Source organism: Kitasatospora sp. NPDC096077 (assembly GCF_040303245.1).
In the GTDB taxonomy this organism is placed as follows: Bacteria; Actinomycetota; Actinomycetes; order Streptomycetales; family Streptomycetaceae; genus Kitasatospora.
Window position 1 is genome coordinate 16,330 of the sequence record NZ_JBEOSV010000021.1, and the last position, 22,087, is coordinate 38,416.

Here is a 22,087-nt window from a genome sequence, read left to right on the forward strand (position 1 = left end):
GCTGCCCGTCACGCCTTGGGCGACTCGTAGACGGTGGCGGCCATCGCTCCCAGTTGCCTGTTGGCCTTGAGAGCGAGGTCGATGGCATCGCTCACCGAGCCACCGGGCACCGGAATGTTGTTCACGTACATCGCGAAGGCGTAGCGGTGGCCGTCCTTCGCGTCGATGTAGCCCGCGAGCGCCTTGGTGCCGAGAGCCAACTTGCCCTGGTAGGAGCTGACCAGGGTGCCGGTCTTCGCACGGATGTGTCCGGCGGCGGGATCGGTGCGGTCGATGACGTCGGCGAGCGAACCGTCGACGCCCATGCTCGGCATGGAGTCGTAGAAGACGTCGAAGTCGTCCTGTCGTGCCAGCTGCCGCAGCAGCGCCACCTGGGCGGTCGGCGTCGCCTTGTCGCCGGGGAGGCCCTGGGCGTCGACGAGGCTCACCGACTGCGGGTCCACACCCGAGCGGGCGAGGAAGTCCTTCTCGATCTTCATGCCGTCCGCGTAGGTCCGCTGCCCGTTGTGCACTGCCATCAGCGGCGGCAGAAGGTTCGCCCCGAGGTTGTGGCTGACCTTGTTGATCAGCTTGGCGTACTCCTTGAAGGGCGGCGAGGTGTAACTCGCCGACACGGGCAGCGAGTTCACCTCCGCCGACGGAGGGAGCCGGCTGTCCGGGTTCGCTCCCAGCGAGGGGGCGGATACGCTCACACCGTTCCTGGCGAGTGCCTCGATGAGGACGGTGCGGGCGAACGCCGCCGGGTCGGGAACCTGGTAGGTCGTCACGAAGGGGGCCTTCGCGTCCGCGGGTACGGAACCTCGCACGCGGATGTGACCGGGGCTCACGCTCTCGGTCGTCACCGTCGGCTTGCTGCCGGCGGGCGTGGTGGTCACCTGCGCGTCCACGCCGAAGGCGGCGGTCTTGGGGCGCCAGTCGACCTTGGCCGGCCCGCCGGGTGCGCCCGGCGTGATGAGCACATCGATCAGGTTGTCGTTGACGACGGTCGGAGTGACCGGCACCCCGCCGATCGACACCGGATCCCAGAGCCGGTTGTCGATCACCACGTCGCCGTCGACATGGCGGACGCCACTGGCCGCGACCTGTCGGGCCAGCTCGTCGACGCCCGCCAGCGGATCCTCGGCGGTGACGGTCGCCAGGCCGGGGACGGCGTTGGCGTCGTAGTGGTCGAAGTCGGGGACGTCCAGTCCGCCCGACGCGGTGGTCCGCCCGCCGAGTGCCAGGTCGCCGCTCCCGACCAGGATGAGGTCGCCGGAGAGCCGCCCGTCCGCGGAGACCGTACCGGAGTGCACCACGGGCGTACGGAAGCGATGGTCGCCGCCCAGGACGTCGAGCGCGGCACCGACCGCGAAGGTCTTGGCCGTCGAACCGGTCATGAACTGCGTATCGGCGCCCTTGGACTGGACGACCTTCCCGGTCTTCAGATCGGCGACCTGAAGGCCCCACTGGCCCGACGACCACGGTGCGGTACTCATGAGTTTCTGCAGGTCGGCGCTGACTCGCGTGGCACCCGGGGCCGGAGAGGCCGAGGTGTCCGCGGAGTCGTGGGAGCACGCCGTCATCGCCACGGCGGCCGCGATCGAAGCGGCGAGTGCCAGGGCTGCGCGCCGCCGCACCCGAGGTGCCCTGATTCCGGAGGGGGAATTGCTTGTCATTCGTTCTTTCCTGTTCGACATTCGGGCTCGATCGTCGACGAGCACGGTGATGTTGGTTGCCGCGTCCCGGTTCACGAGCGCAGGGCCCGGACCGCGACCGTGCGGGAGACCCGGGCGGCCTGTAGGACCAGCGCGAGGCAGGTGGTGGCCAGCGTCCCGGCGGCGAGCGCCCCGAGCGTGGCCCAGGGGAGGTCCGCCAGGACCCGGACGACGTCGGTCCGGGCGCCCAGGGCGATGGTGAGGCTCGACACGGCGAGGAAGAGCGCGCCGAAGACGATCGCCGTCCCCGCGTAGATCGCCCCCTCGTAGACCAGCGACCGGGTGACCACGCCCGGCCGCGCACCGGCCACCGTCACGACGGCGGAGTCACGGACGCGTTCCCGCCCGACGAGGGCGATCACGGCGAGGCCCCCGACCCAGGACACGACGAAGACCCAGCCCAGCACGACGAGGATGTTGTCCAGCCCGGTACTGCCGCCGGGCATGACGTTCCCCATCACCATGAAGAGGCCGACGAACGACAGGGAGAGCGCGAAGGGCAGCACCGTGGTGACGCTCCTCGCCGCGCGGGCCCGGCACGACCGCACGGCGAGGTGCCAGGCGACGCCGCGCGAGGGCACCAGCGCCGTCCAGAGCCTCATCAGCGGGGTGAGCACCCACGGCCCCATCAGCAGCAGCAGGCAGACGAGGAAGAGGTTCCCGGCGAACGCGAAGGCCGTCCGCTGGGCGAGCCCGCCCTTGAGTTCGAAGCCCAGGCCGGGGATCCACATCCCGACCACACCGGCGAGCAGGCACAGGGCGAGCACACCGCGGACGACGCCCGGCCGGGCCGGGGGATCGGAGTGGTCCCGGAAGGCGTGCATCTCCGGCGTCCTGGCGGCCCGCCGGGTGACGCCCCAGCCCCCGAGCAGGCACGGAACCAGTCCGAACAGCGCGCTCACGCCGACGTACCAGAACCGGAACCCGACCGAGGCCCCGTGCAGGTCGAGCCCCGCCCCCCTCCACTGCGCGAGGGCGACGCCCGCGACCAGCAGGGCGAGCGGTGCGGCCAGCACGCCGGCCACCGTGCCCAGCACCACCAGTTCCGTCCGCAGGATGCGCCTGACCCGGTGGCGCGGAATCCCGAGGATCACCCACAGGGCGTGCTCGCGCCGCTGGGTCGTCAACGTCAGACCGACCGCGGAGGCGACGATGCCCACGGCGGCGAGCACGGTGAAGAAGACGATGTTGCCGCCGAGGGCGGTCGACGCGGAGACCATCCGCGCGTCACCCGCCGCCCGCGCCGCCGAGAGGGCGGTGAACATCGCGATGGCCGAGCCCGCCGAGCACGCCGCGCCGACCGTGGCGCACAGGAGCGTCCACCACCACATCGAGGCCTGGAAGCGGATGTCCGACAGCACGAGGCGGATCACGACTCCTCCCCGCCGGCCTCGTCCGCCGACTGCGCCGAGAGGACGGCGTCGCCCACCGCGCGGGAGTCGCCACCGGGAATGACGGCGTGCAACCGCCCGGACCCCATCACCACGACCTGATCGGCCCGGGCGGCCGCGTGGGGGTCGTGGGTGACCATGAGCACCGTGCTCCCCTGCGCGGGCAGCGCCTGCAGCCAGTCGAGCACCACATGACCCGACTTGAGGTCGAGCGCACCCGTCGGCTCGTCGGCGAAGACGATCCGCGGCCGGTTCGCCACCACCCGGGCCACCGCGACGCGCTGGCGCTCGCCACCGGAGAGGCGGTCGGGGCGTCGCCGCGCGTGCTTGGCGATGCCGAGCCGCGCCATGGCGTCCTCGACCCTCGCCCTGGGCACCCGGCGACCGGCCAGCCGCGCCGGCAGGGCGATGTTGTCCTCGACCGTCAGCGAGCTGACGAGGTTGTACTCCTGGAAGACGAAGCCGATGTTCTCGCTGCGGAACGCGGCCTGCCTGCGGGGGCCGAGCGAGCGGAGGTCCGTCCCGAGGATCTCGACGGACCCCGCCGTCGCCTGCTCCAGGCCGGCCGTGCAGAGCAGGAGCGTCGACTTGCCCGAACCGGAGGGGCCGACGACGGCGGTCAGCCGGCCTTCGGGAATGTCCAGGTCGATGTCGTGCAGGACGCGCGTCGTCTCGCCCCGGCGGCCGGGAAGGGGGAATTCCGTCCGAAGGCCGCGCAAACGAATGCACGGCACGGGAGCGGCAGTGGAAAATGACATGACCCAAGGAAAGCCGCGACGGGCGGTGGAGCGCACGGGTGCCCGCACTGCTATTGGAAGTAGACCTGGGTCTACCGCTCGCCCGATCCGAACTGTGCGAAGATATTGATCATGGCGCAGATTCGTGTTGCCCGGAGGCTCCTGACCGAATTCGTCGCAGCGGCCGCCTTTCCGATCCTCCTGGTTTCCGTTCTCGCCGCACCGGTCTCGGTCCCGGTGGTGGCCGAGCTGGACCGCTCCAGGGCGCAGTGGTGCGGCGTCCAAACGGTGCCGCTGCGACCCGTCGACCGCAGCTGGGCGCGGTGGGTGGCCGGTCGGCTGCGGACCCGGTCGGTGTGGCGGACCGACCTCCCCGTGTTCGCCACCGCCACGCTCCTGTCCGCGCTCTCGCTGCTGGTGGGATTCCTCGGATTCTTCGGCGCCCTCGCGCTGGTCCTCTCCCCCGTCCTCTGGGGTTTCGGCATCGCCGCGAAAGTCGGCCCGTTCACCCCGGCCGCCCTGTGGGAGACCCTCGTGGCGGTGCCCTCGGGCATCGTCCTCGGCGCGCTCACCGGGGGTGTGCTGGCCAGCGTCTCCCTGCTCCGCGACCTGCTCCTGCGGGCCTTCTCGGGGCGCCGGAACCCCGACCTGCTCGCGAAACTGGAGGAACTCCGCGCCAGCCGGGCCTCGTTGACGGTGGCCTTCGAGAACGAGCGCCGACGCATCGAGCGTGACCTGCACGACGGCGCCCAGCAGGAACTCGTCGCCCTCGTCATGCGCCTGGGAATCCTGGAGGCCGCGGCCTCGGCCATCGACGAGGAGCGGATCGTCCAGCTGGCCCGCCAGGCCCAGGGCCAGGCGGAGCGCGCGCTCGAACGGCTGAGGGACACGGTGCGCGACATCCACCCCGGCGAACTGAGCGATCTCGGTCTCATCGCCGCCGTCCGGGAGCTGGTGGCCAGATCACCGTTGCGGGTCGAACTGACCAGCACCGGTACGGACGCCCGGCTCTCCTCGCCGATCGCCGCGGCCGTGTACTTCACGGTCTCCGAGGCCCTGACGAACATCGCCAAGCACGCAGGCGTCGACAGCGCCCGGATCGAGCTGCGGTGCTCCGACAGCGGGGTGCGCGTCCTGGTGCGGGACGACGGCGCCGGCGGCGCGCGGATCAGCACCGGTTCCGGGCTCTCCGGGCTGCGTGAGCGGATGCGAAGCGTCGGTGGGAACCTCGAAATCATCAGCCCGCCGGGCGGCGGGACGGAGGTCGTGGCATCCGCCCCGGCCGAACCCCCGTGGTGACGGAATTCGACCGGGAAAAGCGGGACGGGAAAAACGGGACAGGGAAAGCGATGGGACATCGATTGTGAGAATCATCCTGGCGGACGACAGTCTGCTGATTCGCGCCGGAATCCGGGAGATCCTGGTCTCCAGTGCCCACGACGTGATCCGCGAATGCGAGGACGCCGACGAACTGGTCGCGGCGGTCGACGAGCTCACCGCCGCCGGCGCCGCCCCCGATCTGGTGATCACGGATGTCCGCATGCCGCCCGGTAACACCGACGACGGACTCCGGGCCGCGATCGACATCCGGTCCCGGCACCAGGACCTGCCGGTACTGGTCCTCTCCGCCTACGTCACGGGCCCGTACGTGCGTGAACTCCTGAACGGCCCGGGCGCCGACGGGGCCGTCGGCTACCTGCTCAAGGAGAAGGTGGGCAGGGTGGCGGACTTCCTGCGGGCCGTCGAGACGGTCGCCGGCGGCGGAGTGGTGATCGACCCCGAGGTGGTCCGCCACGTCACCCGCGCCGACCCGCCCCGGGGCCCGCTCGCCCGGCTCACGGCCCGCGAACAGGAGGTGCTCGCCCTCATGGCCGAAGGCCGCTCCAACGCGGAGATCGCGGCGGAGCTGTTCCTCTCGGGCGCCGCCGTGGCCAAACACGTGGGGAACGTCTTCCTGAAACTCGGCATGCCTTCCGGCGAGGACAACCGCCGGGTGAAGGCCATCCTGACCTGGTTCGAATACAACTAGACGTGGGGCCCCTGGCCGTCGTCACACCCCGTCGGCGGTCGCCATCGGATCCGATGGGATGCGAGCCGCCGCGAACCCGGCGCGGGCGGTGAGGCGGTCCCAGTTGCGGTGGCCGATGTCGGCCTTCTGCCCGTCGGTGAAGGGCGAGTTCTCCAGGAAGCAGCGGGCCGCACCGTTGCTGGTGTGGGTCACGGCGTGGCCGAGGCCGCTCGGGACGTGTGCTGCCGGGCGTTGGTGACGATGAGTGAGACGTTCTGCCCACCGAAGCCGAAGGAGTTGCTCAGCACGGCCTCCTGGGGGGCGTCCCGTCGGTCCGCGACGACGTCGAGGTCGAGGTCGGGATCGACGCCGGCCGTGGTGAGGTTGCGGGTCGGCGGGATGACACCGTGCTCGACGCTGAGGACGGCGATGAGCGCCTCGATCGCGCCGGCGGCTCCGAAGAGGTGGCCGAGCGCCGCCTTGGGGGCCGTCACGGTGGCGCGGCCGAAGACCTCCCTGATGGCGTGTGCCTCGGCGGCGTCGCCGACCGGGGTTCCGGTGGCGTGGGCGTTGATGTGGCTGATCCGCTCGGGGGCCAGTCCGGCTTGCGCGAGGGCCTTGCGCATGGCCGAGATCTGGCCGGAGCCGTCGGCGGCGGGCGCCGTGATGTGATGGGCGTCGGCGGCGATGCCGGCGCCCGCGAGGACGGCGTGGACGCGCGCACCCCGGGCGGCGGCGTGTTCGGCGCTTTCGAGGACCACGACGGCCGCGCCCTCGCTGAGGACGAATCCGGTGCGGTCCGCGGCGAACGGCCGGGACGCCGAGGCGGGTTCGGCGGTGCACCGCGCCAGTGCCTGGGCCTGGACGAAGCCGGCGACGGTGATCGGGGTGATCGCGGCCTCGGTCCCGCCCGCGATGACCACGTCCGCCTCGCCGGCCCGGATGAGCCTGGCCCCGAGGGCGATCGCCTCGGCACCGGAGGAGCACGCCGAGACGGGCGTGTAGACCCCGGCCCGCGCGCCGTACTCGATGCTGATCAGCGCCGCCGCCGCGTTGGGCATGAGCATCGGGACGGTGCGGGGCGAGACCCGCCGCGCCCCGGCCGCCTCCAGGGCGTCGTCCTCCTTCAGCAGCGTCCGGACGCCGCCGATGCCCGTGCCGATCGCCGAGGCGAGCCGGTCCGGGTCCACCTCCGGGGTGCCGGCGTCGGCCCAGGCCTCGGCGGCCGCGACCAGGGCCGCCTGCTGCGAGCGGTCGAGCCGCCTGGCCTGGACCCGCGGCAGCAGTCCGGCGGGGTCGACCGCCATGGTGCCCGCGACGGTGTCGGGGAGGCCGGCGCCCTCGTGGCCGGGCAGGGCGCCGCCGCGGATGCCGGACTCGCCGGCCAGCAGGGCCTCCCAGGTGGAGGCCACGTCTCCGCCGAGTGGGGTGATCGCGCCGAGTCCGGTCACGACGACGTCAACTTCAGTCCGGTGCATGCCCCTGGGCCTTTCTTGTATGCGATACAAGTGAATGAGCCCTGTTGTATCACATACAATTAGCGGGTGGAGAAGAAGCGAACCGAAGCCCGACCGACACCCGCCCGGCCACGGGACCGCGGTCGCGCGACCAGGCGCCGGCTGATCGAGGAGACCGCGCGGCTGTGCAAGGAGCGACCCGGCGCCGAGGTGAGCGTCGCGGAGATCGCCAACGCCGCAGGCGTCTTCCCCAACCAGGTCACCTACCACTTCGGCTCGAAGGACTCCCTGCTCGTGCACGCCGCCTTCCTCGGCCTGCTGCACGACGCCCGCCGGATCGAACGCATCGGCCGCCAAGCCCCCGACGCGGCGGCCTTCCGACGCAACATCGCCCGCGCCGTCCTGGCCATGCCCTCGCTCCCGTCCGTCGCCCGGGCACTCGCCGCCGGCATCTCCAAGCCCGAACTCGCCCCCGTCGTCGACCAGCACCTCCAACTGCTGTTCCGGCAATCCGAGCGCTTCGTGGGCCAACTCCTCGACAGCCGCGGCTGGAAGACCCACCGCCCGCTCAGCACGGAGACCAGGACCTTCTGGAGCACCGCCCTCGGCGCCGTCCTGCTCGTCCGCGCCGGGGCGAACGGCACCGTCGCCGACCTCGACCTCGCCGGAGCACTGACCGTCCACGACTCACCCGAGCCCGGCCGGCCCACGGGCTGACCAGTCGCGGAGGTCCGTACGGTCGGTCCCACCAGCGCGTGAGTGGCACCTCCTCTACCGTGTCGCACCATGACCATCCTGATCATCGGCGGCAGCGGATTCCTGGGCACCGAGCTGGTCCGTCAGGCGGCAGCGGCGGGCCGTGCGACGGCTGCGACCTTCGCCACCCGGGCCGGCAGCGCTCCGGAGGTGTCGTGGCACGCCCTCGACCTGCGCGACCCTGACCGCATCGAGGCGGTCATGGCCGAGGTGAAGCCTCGCGTGGTCGTCAACGCGACGAGCGGCGGACCGGATTGGACGGTCACGGCCGAGGGACCGGTCCGCCTGGCGATGACCGCGGCGAAGCACGGCAGCCGCCTGGTCCACGTCTCCAGCGACGCCGTGTTCTCCGGCGCCCGCGTCCACTACGACGAATCCTGCCTCCCCGACCCGCTCACCCCCTACGGGGCCGCGAAGGCCGCGGCGGAGACCGGCGTCCGCCTCGTGGACCCGGGCGCCGTCGTCGCCCGAACCTCCCTGATCATCGGCGACCGGCGGTCGGAACACGTACGCGCGGTGCACGACCTCGCGGCCGGCACCCGTGCCGGTGTCCTGTTCACCGACGACGTCCGCTGCCCCGTACACGTCGCCGACCTGGCCGCCGCCCTGCTGGAACTCGCCTCCGGCGACCGGTCCGGCGTCCACCACCTGGCGGGAACCGATGCCGTGAGCCGCCACGAACTCGGCGCCCTCATCGCCCTGCGTGACGGGCTCGACGCCTCCCGGCTCCCCGCCGGCCTGCGGGCCGACAGCGCACTTCCCGGAGCACTCGACGTCCGCCTCGACAGCCGCGCCACCCAGGGCGGGCTCCGGACCAGGCTCCGCGGCGCCCGCCGGTTCCTCGCCCCGGGGGCGTGAACTCCTCTTCCGTCGCGATGCGATCGCGGATGCCGGGGCCCGCCGGTCAGACGGCGACGCGCAGCGTGACGTCGACGTTGCCGCGGATCGCCCGCGAGTACGGGCAGCGCCCGTGGGCGTCCCCGGCCAGCGACTCGGCGTCCGCCTGCGACAGCCCGGGCAGCAGCACGGAGAGTTCGACGTCGAGCAGGTACCCGGCGTCGTCCCGGGCGAGAGCCACCCGCGCGACGACCGTGTCGCCGGACAGGGTGACCTTGCGTTCCCGGGCGACCAGCCGTAGCGCGCTGTGGAGGCAGGCCGAGTAGCCCGCGCCGAACAACTGCTCGGGGTTGGTCGCCGTGCCGGAGCCGCCGGCTTCCCTGGGGAGCGCGAGCGCGGTGTCCAGCAGGCCGTCGCTGGAGCGGACCCTGCCGTTGCGGCCGTCGCCGCTGGAGGTCACCTCGGTGGTGTAGAGGGTCTGCATGGTCACTGTCCTTCCTGGACGGAGTGGGCGAACCAGTCGAGGGTCGTGGCGAGCGCTTCGCGCATCGGGGTGGCGCGGGCACCGAACGTGCTGGTGTAGAGCGAGTCGTCCATGACGAACGGCTCGGTGTGCCAGTAGAAGAGTTCGCGGTACTCGGCCATGAACTCCTCGTCGTACGGGCCGAACGGCTCCGCCTCGCGCTGCACCGTGAGCTGCGTCGGCTCGCCGGTCAGGTCGCCGATGATGCCGTGGATCTGCCGGGTCGTGTACGGGCCGTCGACGGGCAGGTGCCACAGCCTGCCGAGTGCGCGCTCGTCGGAGCCGAGCAGGGCGAGCCCGGCGGCGAGGTCGGGCACGTAGGTGTAGCTCCTCGGCAGGTCGATGTCGCCCAGCCCGAGCCTGGCGGTGCCGGCCAGCGCGGCCGGGAACACCGACACGCCCAGCGAGGACAGCAGCACGCGCGGGCCGAAGAAGTCGGCCGCCATGCCGAGCGCGACGCGGACGTCCCCACGCTGGTGCGCGGCCAGGTACCGCTCGGTGATCGCGGCGCGCGTCTTCCCCTTGGGGCCCGGCGCGGCGAGCGGCGTCCGCTCGGTCATCGGCACCCCGCCGGTCGGGCCGTACTGGTTGAGCGTCTCGACGGTGACCAGCTTCGCTCCGCTGCGGCCGACCACGTCGAGCAGCGCGTCCTGGATCACGGGCAGCACCTGCGGCTGCAGCTGGTACGGCACGTGCGTGCAGTTGTAGACGACGTCGGCGCCCTCGACGATCTCGGCGAGCGCGGCCCGGTCGGTCACGTCGGCGGCGACCCGCACCGAACCGGCGATCTGCTCCCCACCGCCGGACCGGTTCACCGTGCGCACCCGGTTGCCCTGGGCGACGAGCCGCTCGGCGAGGGTCAGGCCGACGGGTCCGGTGCCGAGGACGACGTGCAGTTCCTGGCTCATGACTTCTCCTTCAGAGATTGAGTGGTTAACCACTCACACTTTGGGTCAAAAGAAAGGCCGCATGACGCGGCCGTTCTCGCAGCGAAAACTCGGTCGGTGACGGAACTCAGTAGTGGCGCAGGCCCGCCGAGAGCGTGTTCGCCCACGGCGCGTCGACCTCGGTGGCGCCGATCGCCACCACCAGGTGGCACAACGCCCCCCTGGCCATGAAGTACTGGACCGCGTCGGCGTCCGCGCCGGAAACGCTGCGCACGTACTCGACGGTCCTGGCGTAGCCGCGCCGCACCACCTCGCGCACCGCGGGCTCGGACGCCGCGGCCGCCTGGGCGTGCACCTGGACCAGCAGCAGGTCCTGGTCGGCGATGAGCCGGGCGTACTCGTCGCCCATCGCCATCAGCACCTCGTGCGGCTCGCTGCCGCGCGCCTTGGCCGCCCCCCTGGCGAAGCTGTCCCGCACGAGGTCGAAACAGTGCTCGACGACCGCGAGGAACAACGCCTCCTTATTGGGGAACAGGCGGTAGACATAGGCCTGCGAGATGCCCGCCCGCTTCGCCACCTCGGTGGTGTTGGTGCCGTAGTAGCCACGGGCCGCGAAGCTGCTGACCGCGGTGCTGAGCACCACTTCCCTGCGTTCCTCCGCGGTGCTGAGCACCCGTCCCGTCGTCGCCATATGAGTAATAAACCACTCACACTTTCCCGCGTCAACCCCTTCCCCCGCTTCCCGCCGGGCCGGCCCGTCAGGTGGCCTCGACGATGAGGGCGATGCCGTCGAGGAGCGGCTTGAGGCCGAACTCGAACAGCGTGTCCAGGTCGAGGTCGTAGCCGTCCTTGCAGCTGTTGGCGATCCTGGTGAACACGGGATACCGGGCCGCCACGGTGATCGCCGCGAAGGCGGGGGCCTGCCGGTCCATCCACTGGTCCCCGGACAGGCCGGTGGCGGCCTCGGCCTGCGCTTCCCGTTCCAGGTGTACGGCGATCCCGTGGATGTAGCCGTAGAGCAGGACGTGCAGGTCGAGCATGGCCTCCGGTTCGAGGCCGTGGCCGTCGAGGGCGGCGAGCGCCCATTCCGCATGGGCCATCAGGGCCGGAAGCATCAGGGGGCGGGTGAGGGAGCCCACCTGGGAGAGCCAGGGATGCCTGCGGTGGATCCCCCACAGGGTCCGCGCCCCGAGCTCCAGGCGGGCCCGCCACCCTTCCGGCGGCTCGACCGGGTAGGTCTCCTCGCCGAACGCCGCGTCCGCCATCAGCAGGACCAGGTCGTCCTTGCTGTTGACGTACCGGTAGGGGGACATGGCGGCGACGCCGAGCCTGGCGGCGACGCTGCGCATCGACACCGCGCCCAGCCCCTCGCCGTCCGCGAGGTCCATCGCGGCGCGGACGATCCGCTCACGGCTCAGTTCGTGATCGGGCAGGAGCGCGGACGGGGACCTGCGCCTGGACGGGACGCGATCCTCCGCCGGCGCCGGGGCCGCCACCACGGTACCGACCCGGGGACGGGCCTCGACCAGGCCTTCCAGGCGGAGCGCGGTGAGGGCCTTCGTGGCCGTGGCGAGCGCGACTCCCCACTCACGGGCGATCTGACGTGTCGACGGCACGCGCTCGCCCGGGGCGAGCGCGCCCTCGGCGATGCGCCGGGCGATCTCGTCGGCGATGCGCCGGAACGGCGGGGCGGACTGCGAGGCCATGCTGTCGGCTCCTGGAGGGATTTCTTTCGGGACTCACCGGACCTGTACTAGTTCAGACCCTAGCAGCGGGGGTGGCCGGAATCGGCCTGCTGTCCTAGGACAGAAGGAGGAAAGGAGCAGTTGGCAGCGCTGTGCATACGCCGTACATTCAGAGCGCGTACAGCGTATGGAAGTGCTCGTACGGAAGTGCTCGTATGACGGAAGTGCTCGTATGAAGGAGCTTGCATGAAGACCGTGCTGATCTCCGGCGCCGGTGTCGCCGGGTCCGCGCTCGCCCACTGGCTGCACCGTCACGGCATCGCCGTGACGGTCGTGGAACGCGCACCGGGCCTGCGCCCCGGCGGCCAGGCAGTCGACATCCGTGGCGTCGCACTCGATGTCATCGAGCGGATGGGGCTGCTGGACCACGTCCGGGCCCACCGCACCAGGATGCGCGGCATGTCCGTACTGGACGGCGACGGCAAGGAGATCCACCGCTCCACCGAGACGACCTTCAGCAGCGGCCGGCTCGCCAACGACGACATCGAGCTACTGCGTGACGACCTGCTCCGCATCCTGCACCAACAGGCCTGCGCCGACGTCGAGTTCGTCTTCGGGGACCGGATCACCGCGCTCGACCAGGACGAGGACGCGGTCCGGGTCGCCTTCGAGCACGGCCGCCCCCGGACCTTCGACCTGGTCGTGGGAGCCGACGGCCTGCACTCGGCCGTACGACGGCTGGCCTTCGGGCCCGAGGAGCAGTTCACCCGCCACCTGGGCATGCATCTGGCGATCTTCAGCGCGGACAACTTCCTCGCCCTGGACGACTGGCAGCTGTGGCTCAGGGACGGCGAGGCCGGCTACGGCATCTACCCGGTGCGGGACAACAGGGAGTTGAGGATCACGTTCGGCTTCGCGGGCGAACCGCTGCCCGCCGGCCACCGTGACGCCGACCGGCACAAGCAGTTCGTCGCCGAGCGGATGGCGACACTGCGCTGGGAGACCCCGAAGCTGCTGAAGGCCCTGTGGGAGGCACCCGACTTCTACTTCGACGCGATGACGCAGGTCCACATGGACCGCTGGTCGAACGGCCGCACCGTCCTCCTCGGCGACGCGGGCTACTGCGCCTCCCCGCTGTCCGGCCAGGGAACCAGCCTCGCTCTCGTGGGAGCCCACGTACTGGCCGACGCCCTGCGCCGCGCGGACGGCGACCACCGCGCGGCGTTCGCCCGCTACGACGAGCGCATGCGCCCCTTCGTCGAGCTCAACCAGGCACTCGCCACCGAGAACCCCGGCGGACCGGCTGCCGAAGCCTCCGTCGAACACGCCAAGAACGCGATCGCACTCGACGGCTGACAGCGCGCGAGGAGCAGTCCCCGGCGCAGCCCGACCGCGAGGTGGCCAGCCCGTGCGGCCGCCGTCAGGTGGCTCAGTGCCTGCGGTCCTCGACCGCCCAGTCCTCCCCCAGGTCGCGGCGCAGCGCCTCCAGCGCTGCGTCGGCCTCGCGTCGGAACGATTCCTGCTGGTCCCGGGTCCAGGGCGAGGGACCGGCCGGGTGGTCCCAGTCGAGGGAGGACTGGTACAGGTCGGAGAGCCTCGTGAGCTCGTTCCGGGTGGCCGGGGTGATGGGCAGGGCCTCCAGGACGCATGGGTATCCGTAGGGGCTGTCGAGGTCGGGGGCGCCGGGAGGGCCTGGCCACAGCGGGGTGTCGACCCCGTACTCGAAGAAGAAGCGCAGGTGAGAGGGCATGCTCCAGCCTTTCACAGCACCGGGCACACGCCGAGCCCGGTCACCGGCCGGCAGGCGCCGGGCCGAGTGCGTCGTGCAGCAGTTGCACCACGTCGTCGGTGAGTTCGGTGCGGTGCCGCTCCGCCAGGGCGAGCAGTTCGGCGGCCTGGGCGGGGTCGGCGTCGAGGGGCGTGACCGGGCGGGTGCGCCAGCGGTGCGGGGCCAGGGCGCGGATCCGGGTGGTGGCGTCGGTCCTGCCGCGGGCCGCGAGTCGGGGGTGGGGGTCGCCGCTCACGAGGAGGGCGGCGCGCAGGGCGGTGGGGCGGTCGCGCCGGTTCAGCAGCCGGTAGCCGGCCCGGCGCACCGCGGGCCGCTGCGGGTCGGCGAGCATGTCCCACAGCAGGTCGGCGGGCAGCTGGGTGGCGCTGGGGGCGAGGGCGGCGGCGGCCTCCCTGACCACGGCGCCGGAGCCGTCCCCGAGCAGTGCCGTGACGCGGGGGACGGGCACCGCGTCCAGGCTCCGCAGGGCGCGCAGCGCCTGGACCCGGACCTGAGCGGACGGGTGGTCCAGGAGGGCGGTGAGCTGGGGGCCGTCGGCCCGGCCGCCGGTCTCGGCGAGCCCGGCGACGGCCCCGACCGGCGGCTCGGCGCTCTGGACCGCCGCGCGGTAGTACGCCCGCGCGTCGGTGCCGGTGCGGCGTGCCGCCTCCCGTGCCAGGGCCCGCACCAGTGCGGACGAGTCGTCGAGGAACGGCACCACCTCCTGGGGCGAGCCGGTGCGCATCAGCCCGGTGAGGGCGGTGATCCGCACCTCGGCGTGCCGGCTGCGGGCGAGGCGGCGCAGCAGCTCGGCCTGGTCGCTCCACACCGCCTGGCGGGCGGCGGCCTCGGCGGCCCGGGCCCTGACCTGCCGGTCGGGGTCGCTCTCGGCGAGGGCGGCGAGGTCACGCAGCCCGAGGCGGTGGGCGACGGTGTCGAGGACGAAGCGGCGCACCGCCGGCTCGGGGGCCGTCAGCAGCGCTCCGCGCAGGGCCGTGTCCGACGCGTCCAGCAGCGGCGAGATCAACTGGCCGTGGGCGAAGGCGCCGTGGCGGCGCCGGTTGACCAGCAGGGCCGTCCGCACGGTCGTGGGGGTGGTCAGCCGGGGGTTCTCGTGGAGCAGGACGGCCAGGCCCGCGCACGCCGCTCCCCGTACCTGCCGGACCCAGTCGCTGGTCCGCAGGACGAGGAACGGCATCAGCTCGGGGTGCGGCTCGTGCAGGATCCGCTGTACCGCGCGCTCCCGTGCGCGGCCGTTGCCGTGCGAGGCGGCCAGGGCGAGCGCGACCGGGTCGTCCTCGGTGGGCGAGGGGTCCGGGCGCCTCGCGTACCACGACTCCCGTCGTATGGAGGCGTCCAGGCGCAGCAGCAGCTCCGGATGCCGCGTCAGCGCACGCAGCGCTTCGAGCGAGTCCGCGAGCTGCCCGGCCGAGCCGACCTCCATCAGCGCGGCGGTCAGCTCTTCGAGCGCACCGCCGTCCCGGGCCCGTGCCCCGGCGACCGCCAGCCGGACGCGCTCCAGGGCGTCCGTGCTCGGGGAGGGCTGCGGGAGGGACGGGACGGCCGAGAGGGACGGGACGGCCGGGACGGGCTGGACGGGCTGGACGGGCTGGACGGGCTGCTGACGACGGGAGAAGAAGCTCACCGCGCCATCCTGCCTGATCAGACCGTCCTGCCGCCCCCCATATACGACGCCGACGGCCGACCACAGGTGGGCTGCTACAGGTGGGCCGTCACAGCCGGAGAAGCCGGCGGGCGTTGCCGGAGGCGATCCTGTCCTTGTCGGCGTCGGTCAGGCGGGTGCGTTCGAGTGCGGTGGCGGCCGCGGCCGTCTTCTGCCCTCGTCCAGCACGTACTGCGCCAGCGCTACGACGAACTCGCGGCCTGGTGGCCCGCCGGCCCGCCGCTGACGGCAGGCCGTCAGCGGCGGGTACGGCCGACCGTCAGCCGCGGGTCTCGATCCGCAGGCCGCCCGTGGTCACCTGGCGGATGGGCTCGCTGGTCAGCAGCTCGTGCGGCTGGCCGAGGGCGATCGCCCCCGCCGCGTCGAGCCGGGCCAGCTGGGCGTCCGTCAGCTCGACCGTCAGGGCGCCCAGGTTGTCCTCCAACTGGGCGGGGGTGCGGGCGCCGAGCAGCGTGCTCGTCACGCCCGGCTTCCGCAGCGTCCAGGCCAGCGCCACCTGGGCCGGCGTGTGCCCCAGCTCGGCGGCCACCTCCCGGACCACCCCGGCCACGCCGAGGCTGCGTTCGGTGAGGGTGCCCAGGGCGAGGTTGTGGCTCCGGCGGGTGCTGCCGTCGGGGCCGGCGCCCGTCGCGCCCACGTCCTCCCGGCCGTACTTGCCGCTGAGCACCCCGCCGCCGAGCGGCGAGTACGGGACCACGCCCAGGCCCATCTCCCGGGCCATCGGGATCAGGTCTCGCTCCGCGGTGCGTTCGATCAGGCTGTACTCGAGCTGCAGCGCGACCAGCGGGGCCCAGCCGCGCAGGTCGGCGATCGCCTGCATCCGGGACACCTGCCAGGCCGGGGTGTTGGAGATCGCCACGTACAGCACCTTGCCCTGCCGGACCAGGTCGTCCAGGCCGCGCAGCACCTCCTCCGCCGAGGTCCGGACGTCCCAGACGTGCAGGTACAGCAGGTCGAGGTAGTCGGTGCCGAGCCGCCGCAGGCTGCCCTCCACCGAGCCGAACAGCGCCTTGCGGTGCCCGCCCCCGGAGTTGGGGTCGCCGGGGCGGCGCAGCGTCGAGTACTTGGTCGCCAGCACCAGGCGTTCGCGCTCCTCCTGGGCGAACTCGCCCAGCAGGCGCTCGGAGCTGCCGTCGGTGTAGGTGTCGGCGGTGTCGAGGAAGTTGCCGCCGAGCCCGACGTAGCGGTCGAACAGCTTGCGGGCCTCGGCCCGTTCCGCGCCCCACCCCCATTCGGTGCCGAAGGTCGCGGTGCCCAGGGCCAGCGGTGAGACCCGCAGTCCCGAGCGGCCCAGCAGCCGGTAGTCGTCGAGGGCCAGTGCCATCAGGTACTCCTGTGCTCGTTTGTACTCGTATGTGCTCGTGTTCCGTTGCCGGAACCGAGTCTGCGGCGGCGCCGGTCCGGGGGTAAGGGACGGCTCTTCCTGGGAAGATCGCTCCCACCCTGGCGGTTGGACCGGTCATGACGACCCGAACCATGGACACCGCCCAGGAGCTGGCCGCCTTCCTGCGGAGCAGGCGCGAACGCCTCGACCCCGACCGGCTGGGCCTGCCGGTGACCCGGCGGCCCCGGCGGACGCCGGGGCTGCGCCGGGAGGAGGTCGCCGAACTGGCCGGGGTCAGCACCGACTACGTGGTCCGGCTGGAGCAGGGCCGCGGGCTGCGCCCGTCGGTGGAGGTGCTGGCGGCACTGGCCCGGGCCCTGCGCCTGGAACCGGGCGAACGCGACTACCTGTTCGATCTGGCCGGACACCGCCGCCCCGGCACCACCGGTGGGCCGGCCGCCGGTGCGGCACCGTCGCTGGCCCGCCTGGTCGGTGACCTCTCGCCGCTGCCGGCGATGCTGCTGGACCACCGCTACGACATCCTCGCCTGGAACCCCGAAATGGCCCGGCTGCTACCGGACTTCGAGGCCGTACCACCGGCCCGGCGCAACGCGATGTGGCTGTGCCTGCTGCACCCGGCGATGCGCGGCTTCTACGCCGACCGGGAGCAGGTGCTGCGGGACGGGATCGCCCACCTGCGCGCGGCCTGGGCCGCGCACCCGGAGGACCGGGAACTGTCCGGTCTCATCGCCGAATTCGCCACCCAGGACGAGGACTTCGCCCGCCTGTGGTCGGAGCGGGAGGTCGGCGTCAACGGACGCGGCCGCAAGGTGCTGCGGCACCCGGTCGCCGGTGCGATCACCGTCGACTTCGACATCCTGCTGCCGCTCCAGGACCCGGAGCTGCGCCTGCTGGTCTACCGCCCCGCGGACGACGGGAGCCGAGCGGCCCTGGACCGGCTGTGCGCGCGGTGACCGGGGCCGGCCGTGCGCGCGGCGACCGGGGCCGCAGAGGGTGACCGGGGCCGAGGAGGCTGACAGCCCACCGGGAGCCCGGTCGGATCAGTCCGTGACGGGCAGGCACTCGGCGAGCAGGGCGACGACGTCACGCCAGGCCCGCCGGGCGTGCCGTGGGTGGTAGCCGACGCCGGGAGGTGTGGCGTGGTCGACCGTCGGGTGGTGGAAGGCGTGCAGGGCGCCGCCGTAGACCGTGAGGCGCCAGTCGACGCCCGCGGCCTGCAGCTCGGCGGTGAACGCCTCCCGTTGCGCGGGCGGCATGATCGGGTCCTCCGACCCGACCCCGGCCCAGACCGGGCAGCGGATGCGTGCCGCCTCGCCCGGTCGGCCCGTGGTCAGTGCGTTGACCGTCCCGATCGCGCGCAGGTCGACGCCGTCGCGCCCGAGTTCCAGTGCGACCGCGCCGCCGGTGCCGTAGCCGACGGCGGCGGTCCGGTCGGGGTCCGCGCGTGGTTCGGCGCGCAGTACGTCGAGCGCGGCGTGGCCGATGCCCCGCATGCGGTCGGGGTCGGCGAGCAGCGGCAGGCAGCGGGCCAGCATCTCCTCCGGGTCCTCCAGATAGCGTCCGCCGTGGAGGTCGAAGGCCAGCGCCACGTACCCCAGTTCGGCGAGCGCATCGGCCCGGTGGCGCTCGACGTCGCTGAGCCCCATCCCCTCGGGTCCGATCAGGACCGCCGGCCGGCGCCCGGCACCGGCCGGGAGCGCGAGGTGTCCGATCATCGTCAGGTTGTCGGCCGGGTAGGCGACCGTACGGGTGGTGATCGTCGTCATGTGACCGGACGGTACCGACCGTTGCGCCCGCCCGGGGAGGTATTCGCCGATGGCAGACAGCAGCGTCGCGCAGCGGGCGGACCTGCGGGTCCGAGGGCTGCCGTCGGTTCGTGGACGGGTCCCCACTAAGCTGGGCCGGTCGGCCGGGTGGCCGCTCATACCGGGGGAGGGGTCGGAACGTGACCTTGCTGGAGAACGATCCGCGAGCGATCGGCGGGTACCTCCTCGAGGGCAGGCTCGGCGCGGGCGGGATGGGCGTGGTGTACCGCGCCCAGTCGGTGTCCGGGCGCCAGGTGGCGGTGAAGGTGATCCGGCCCGAACTGGCCGCGGACGCCGAGTTCCGGGCCCGGTTCCGGCAGGAGGTCACGGCCGCGCGCAAGGTCAGCGGGGCGTTCACCGCACCCGTGCTCGACGCGGACGCCGACGCGCCGGCGCCCTGGCTGGCGACGCTCTTCATCGCCGGTCCCTCGCTGGGCGAACGGGTCTCTGGCCAGGGCCCGTTGACCCCGCCCGAGGTGCACAGGCTGGCCGCCGGGCTGGCCGAGGCGCTGCGGGAGATCCACCGCGTCGGGCTGGTGCACCGCGACCTCAAGCCCGGCAACGTACTGCTCGCCGAGGACGGCCCGCGCGTCATCGACTTCGGCATCGCCAAGTCGGCCGGCGAGACCCAGCTGACCAGCACCGGAGTGGCCGTCGGCACCCCGCCGTTCATGGCGCCCGAGCAGTTCCGCAGCGGTACGGCGACGGCGGCCACGGACGTGTTCGCGCTGGGTTCGGTGCTCGCCTTCGCGGCCACCGGACGCGGGCCGTTCGGCGTGGACTCCTCGCACGCGGTGGGGTTCCGGGTGGTGTACGAGGAGCCGGACCTGACCGGACTCGCGGCGGAGCTGCGTCCGCTGGTCGTCGCCTGCCTGGCGAAGGAGCCGGAGCAACGGCCCACGGTGGAGCAGCTGTTGGGGCTTGCCGCGCGTGGCGAGCGGGACCGGACGGTTCAGTTCCGAACGGGGCCGGTGACGCCGACGGCCCCGGCGGCCTCAGGCCCGGCGACGGCAACGCCGACGCCGACGACCCCGGCAGCCTCAGGCCCGGCGACACCGACGCCGACGGCCCCGGCGGCTCCGCTTGCACCCGCGGCTCCGCTCGCACCCGTGACTCCCCCGGCCCGTGTGACCGCGACGCCGCCGACTCCGCCCGCTCCCCCCGCCGGGGCCGCGGCGCCCACGGACCCGACCCCGGTCCCGGTCCTCCCCTCGTACCTGGCGGCCCCCTCCGGCCCCCCGTCCCTCGCCGACGCCGCCCTGCGCCCGCGCCCGCGCAAGGGCCCGCGCAAGGGCCCGCGCAAGGGCCCGCGCAAGGGCGTGCTGATCGGCTCGGCACTGTCCGCGGTGGTCGTCGCCACGGCGGGCACCCTGGGCTTCATCGCCTGGCGGGACAACGTCCCCAACGAGCCGGTGTCCCACGGTCCGAAGTCCGGCCCGTCCTCCTCGGTGCCGGCGACGACCGTCGACTCCGCCTGCGGTCCCGACGGCAAGCAGGCGGTCGGCGCGGACGGGCTGCAGGTGGCCCTGGTCAAGCAGTGGCAGGCGGATTACGCCAAGGACTGCCCGGGTGCCGCGATCACCTTCAACGGCGCGTCGAGCGGCACCGTGATGGACCAGTACGCGACCTTCAAGTCCGACGGCGTCGCCCTGGACTCCCCGATGACGGACGATCAGCGGGCCGTCGTCGGCCACAGCTGCCCCACCGGCTACGCCTCCCAGATCCCGGCCATCGTGCTGCCGATCGCCGTGGTCTACAACGTGCCCGGGCTGAAGGGGCTGACGTTCGACGCCCCGACGCTCGCCAAGATCTTCACCGGCAAGATCACCAAGTGGAACGACCCGGCGATCAAGGCCCTCAACCCGGTCTGGAACCTGCCGGACTCGCCGATCGACGCGCGGGTCCCGAGCAACGAGTCGGCGTCCACCGCCATCTTCACCCAGTACCTCGCCAAGGCGGCGCCCGCCGACTTCCCGTACAAGCCGGGCCGGGCGTGGCCCGACAAGTCACGGTCCGCGTCCGGCACGAACGCGTCCGACCTCCCCGCCTACGTCGCCGGGGGCCAGTGGTCCATCTCCTTCGTGCCGCTCCCGGAGGCCGGCACCCTCCAGAAGGCCAAGGTGAGCTCCGGCGGCGACCAGGCGGTGGAGCTCACCCCCCAGTCCGCCAGCCTGATGGCCGCCGGAGGCTCGGTGCAGGGCACGGGCACCAACCTGACGGTCACGATCGACTACGCGAAGCCCCACTCGCTCAGCTACCCCATCGTCGACGTCGGCTACATCGACTTCTGCGACCACGGCGGGGCCGACCGCGCCTTCGCCGGCACCGCCGTCCTGACGAACTTCCTGGCCCACGGGCTGAGCCGGGAGGGCCAGGCCGCCGGCCAGAACCTCATGTACGCCCCGCTGCCGGACGCCTTGGCGCAGCGCGTGCTGACCTCCCTGGCCCCGCTGCGGGTGAAGCCCCAGTAGTCGATCGAGGAGGCGGTCCCCTGGCAGGCGGATGGGCACACAGCGGCCGAACCGAACGTCGGGCCGCACTGTCCACCAGGACCTTGTCGACCGCCCGGGTCGCGCCCCGCCCGTCGAGCGAGGCCCCCCGGGGCCACCGACGGGGGTCCGACGACGGCCGATAGGCTGCTGCACGCCCGGTTCCTCACTGCTTTTCCGTCTTCTGACGACCCGCGACGATTGCCGAGGTCATCGCCTTGCCCCCCGCCCCGAACGGCTCCCCCGCCACCCCGGCAACAGCGCCCCCGCGGCGCCGTGACGCCGCCCGCAACCGGCAGTTGCTGGTGGACACCGCCCGCGACCTCTTCGCGCGGGAGGGCCTGGGCGTGCCGCTGGACCGCATCGCCAAGGCCGCGGGCATCGGCAACGCGACCCTCTACCGGCACTTCCCCACCCGCGAGGCCCTGATCGAGGAGATCTTCGCCGACACCCGCACGGTGTTCGCCGAGGCCGCCGCCGGCGCGCTGGCGGATCCGGACGGCTGGCGGGCGCTGTGCGGCTACTTCGAGCGGATCTTCACCCTGGTCGCCGGCGACCGCGGCCTCAACGACCTGGTCACCGCCACCGCCCGCGACTCCCGGTTCCTCGCCGAGCTCTCCGAGCGCAACGCCGCGACGGTCGCCGCCCTGGTCGTCCGCGCCCAGGAGCAGCACTCCCTGCGCACCGATGTGACCACGATGGACCTGCTCATCCTGATGGGCCCGCTGGTGCGCGCGATGCCCGCCCTGACGGAGCAGCAGCCGAACGGCTGGCGCCGGCCCCTCGCCCTCCTGCTCGACGCGTTCCGCCCCACCGACGGGACGCACCCGCTGCCCGGTGCGCCGCTCGGTCCCGAGCGCCTGGAGGAGGCCTTCCTCAACCTGTGGGAGGCGTGAGGGCGGCTCGACCGTCGACCGTCGACCGTCGACCGCTGTGAACGGGATCACCACGGACTAGAAACAGGGACCACTCCCCGGTTAACCTGACCCCGACATGGGGCGGGGAGCTGTCCCCGTTTCAC

The 22,087-nt window shown here is 72.9% G+C and carries 21 protein-coding genes; 8 read left to right on the forward strand and 13 right to left on the reverse strand.

What is annotated here, in order from left to right; translation table 11 throughout:
- Positions 1 to 8: 8 nt before the first annotated feature.
- Genes dacB through ABTZ03_RS19595 form a run of 3 tightly spaced genes read right to left on the reverse strand, consistent with a single transcriptional unit; the run spans position 9 to position 3,804 of the window.
- On the reverse strand, positions 9 to 1,676 hold the full coding sequence (gene dacB, locus ABTZ03_RS19585; protein WP_350514266.1) for a D-alanyl-D-alanine carboxypeptidase/D-alanyl-D-alanine endopeptidase: 1,668 nt from the start codon (positions 1,674 to 1,676) through the stop codon (positions 9 to 11).
- A 50-nt stretch (positions 1,677 to 1,726) separates the two neighbouring features.
- Positions 1,727 to 3,067: an FtsX-like permease family protein gene (locus ABTZ03_RS19590; RefSeq protein ID WP_350514267.1), complete on the reverse strand. Its 1,341-nt coding sequence runs from the start codon at positions 3,065 to 3,067 to the stop codon at positions 1,727 to 1,729.
- Positions 3,064 to 3,804, reverse strand: coding sequence for an ABC transporter ATP-binding protein (locus ABTZ03_RS19595; protein WP_350514268.1), 741 nt, complete (start codon positions 3,802 to 3,804; stop codon positions 3,064 to 3,066). The genes ABTZ03_RS19590 and ABTZ03_RS19595 overlap by 4 nt, the downstream gene beginning before the upstream one ends.
- 150 nt (positions 3,805 to 3,954) lie before the next feature.
- Between ABTZ03_RS19595 and ABTZ03_RS19600 the strand changes: the two genes are divergently transcribed.
- Both ABTZ03_RS19600 and ABTZ03_RS19605 read left to right on the forward strand, forming a co-directional pair.
- A complete protein-coding gene (locus tag ABTZ03_RS19600; protein WP_350514269.1) occupies positions 3,955 to 5,121 on the forward strand; it encodes a sensor histidine kinase in 1,167 nt (388 codons plus the stop codon).
- A gap of 61 nt (positions 5,122 to 5,182) precedes the next feature.
- Positions 5,183 to 5,851 (forward strand): response regulator transcription factor, encoded by a 669-nt coding sequence (locus ABTZ03_RS19605; RefSeq protein ID WP_350514374.1) that lies wholly within the window; start codon positions 5,183 to 5,185, stop codon positions 5,849 to 5,851.
- Between the two features lie 21 nt (positions 5,852 to 5,872).
- Here the strand turns inward: ABTZ03_RS19605 and ABTZ03_RS19610 are convergent, their stop codons facing one another.
- Together ABTZ03_RS19610 and ABTZ03_RS19615 are read right to left on the reverse strand one after the other, a co-directional pair.
- Positions 5,873 to 6,043 (reverse strand): hypothetical protein, encoded by a 171-nt coding sequence (locus ABTZ03_RS19610; protein ID WP_350514270.1) that lies wholly within the window; start codon positions 6,041 to 6,043, stop codon positions 5,873 to 5,875.
- Complete coding sequence (locus ABTZ03_RS19615; protein ID WP_350514271.1) at positions 6,040 to 7,308, reverse strand: beta-ketoacyl-[acyl-carrier-protein] synthase family protein; 1,269 nt, start codon at positions 7,306 to 7,308, stop codon at positions 6,040 to 6,042. The genes ABTZ03_RS19610 and ABTZ03_RS19615 overlap by 4 nt, the downstream gene beginning before the upstream one ends.
- Before the next feature lie 66 nt (positions 7,309 to 7,374).
- On the opposite strand from ABTZ03_RS19615, the gene ABTZ03_RS19620 reads away from it, so the two are divergent.
- Both ABTZ03_RS19620 and ABTZ03_RS19625 read left to right on the forward strand, forming a co-directional pair.
- The gene (locus ABTZ03_RS19620) at positions 7,375 to 8,004 is read left to right on the forward strand and encodes a TetR/AcrR family transcriptional regulator (protein ID WP_350514272.1); all 630 of its coding nucleotides are present in this window, start codon (positions 7,375 to 7,377) and stop codon (positions 8,002 to 8,004) included.
- Between the two features lie 69 nt (positions 8,005 to 8,073).
- On the forward strand, positions 8,074 to 8,901 hold the full coding sequence (locus ABTZ03_RS19625) for an SDR family oxidoreductase (RefSeq protein ID WP_350514273.1): 828 nt from the start codon (positions 8,074 to 8,076) through the stop codon (positions 8,899 to 8,901).
- Positions 8,902 to 8,947: 46 nt separating this feature from the next.
- Here ABTZ03_RS19625 and ABTZ03_RS19630 read toward each other — a convergent pair whose 3' ends face one another.
- From ABTZ03_RS19630 to ABTZ03_RS19645, 4 genes are all read right to left on the reverse strand, one after another.
- A complete protein-coding gene (locus ABTZ03_RS19630; protein ID WP_350514375.1) occupies positions 8,948 to 9,364 on the reverse strand; it encodes an organic hydroperoxide resistance protein in 417 nt (138 codons plus the stop codon).
- Positions 9,365 to 9,366: 2 nt separating this feature from the next.
- Positions 9,367 to 10,311 carry an NAD-dependent epimerase/dehydratase family protein gene (locus ABTZ03_RS19635; RefSeq protein WP_350514274.1) on the reverse strand — a complete coding sequence of 315 codons (945 nt, stop codon included), beginning with the start codon at positions 10,309 to 10,311 and terminating at the stop codon, positions 9,367 to 9,369.
- A 106-nt stretch (positions 10,312 to 10,417) separates the two neighbouring features.
- The gene (locus ABTZ03_RS19640; protein ID WP_350514275.1) at positions 10,418 to 10,981 is read right to left on the reverse strand and encodes a TetR/AcrR family transcriptional regulator; all 564 of its coding nucleotides are present in this window, start codon (positions 10,979 to 10,981) and stop codon (positions 10,418 to 10,420) included.
- A gap of 67 nt (positions 10,982 to 11,048) precedes the next feature.
- Positions 11,049 to 11,996: a TetR/AcrR family transcriptional regulator C-terminal domain-containing protein gene (locus ABTZ03_RS19645; protein ID WP_350514276.1), complete on the reverse strand. Its 948-nt coding sequence runs from the start codon at positions 11,994 to 11,996 to the stop codon at positions 11,049 to 11,051.
- Between the two features lie 225 nt (positions 11,997 to 12,221).
- Here ABTZ03_RS19645 and ABTZ03_RS19650 point away from each other — a divergent pair, with 225 nt between their 5' ends.
- The gene (locus ABTZ03_RS19650; RefSeq protein WP_350514277.1) at positions 12,222 to 13,331 is read left to right on the forward strand and encodes an FAD-dependent monooxygenase; all 1,110 of its coding nucleotides are present in this window, start codon (positions 12,222 to 12,224) and stop codon (positions 13,329 to 13,331) included.
- Positions 13,332 to 13,404: 73 nt separating this feature from the next.
- Here ABTZ03_RS19650 and ABTZ03_RS19655 read toward each other — a convergent pair whose 3' ends face one another.
- The 3 genes from ABTZ03_RS19655 to ABTZ03_RS19665 all read right to left on the reverse strand — a co-directional run bounded on the left by ABTZ03_RS19655 (position 13,405) and on the right by ABTZ03_RS19665 (position 16,751).
- Positions 13,405 to 13,725, reverse strand: a complete 321-nt coding sequence (locus ABTZ03_RS19655) for an immunity protein CdiI family protein (protein WP_350514278.1) — start codon at positions 13,723 to 13,725, stop codon at positions 13,405 to 13,407.
- 40 nt (positions 13,726 to 13,765) lie between these two features.
- A complete protein-coding gene (locus ABTZ03_RS19660) occupies positions 13,766 to 15,388 on the reverse strand; it encodes a HEAT repeat domain-containing protein (protein WP_350514279.1) in 1,623 nt (540 codons plus the stop codon).
- A gap of 298 nt (positions 15,389 to 15,686) precedes the next feature.
- Complete coding sequence (locus tag ABTZ03_RS19665) at positions 15,687 to 16,751, reverse strand: aldo/keto reductase (protein WP_350514280.1); 1,065 nt, start codon at positions 16,749 to 16,751, stop codon at positions 15,687 to 15,689.
- A 137-nt stretch (positions 16,752 to 16,888) separates the two neighbouring features.
- Here ABTZ03_RS19665 and ABTZ03_RS19670 point away from each other — a divergent pair, with 137 nt between their 5' ends.
- Entirely contained in the window at positions 16,889 to 17,725 is an 837-nt protein-coding gene (locus tag ABTZ03_RS19670) for a helix-turn-helix domain-containing protein (RefSeq protein WP_350514281.1), read from the forward strand.
- An 87-nt stretch (positions 17,726 to 17,812) separates the two neighbouring features.
- On the opposite strand, the gene ABTZ03_RS19675 is transcribed toward ABTZ03_RS19670, so the two are convergent.
- Complete coding sequence (locus ABTZ03_RS19675; RefSeq protein ID WP_350514282.1) at positions 17,813 to 18,538, reverse strand: dienelactone hydrolase family protein; 726 nt, start codon at positions 18,536 to 18,538, stop codon at positions 17,813 to 17,815.
- Between the two features lie 179 nt (positions 18,539 to 18,717).
- On the opposite strand from ABTZ03_RS19675, the gene ABTZ03_RS19680 reads away from it, so the two are divergent.
- Positions 18,718 to 21,048 (forward strand): serine/threonine-protein kinase, encoded by a 2,331-nt coding sequence (locus ABTZ03_RS19680; protein WP_350514283.1) that lies wholly within the window; start codon positions 18,718 to 18,720, stop codon positions 21,046 to 21,048.
- Between the two features lie 236 nt (positions 21,049 to 21,284).
- The gene (locus ABTZ03_RS19685) at positions 21,285 to 21,962 is read left to right on the forward strand and encodes a TetR/AcrR family transcriptional regulator (protein ID WP_350514284.1); all 678 of its coding nucleotides are present in this window, start codon (positions 21,285 to 21,287) and stop codon (positions 21,960 to 21,962) included.
- Positions 21,963 to 22,087 lie beyond the last annotated feature (125 nt).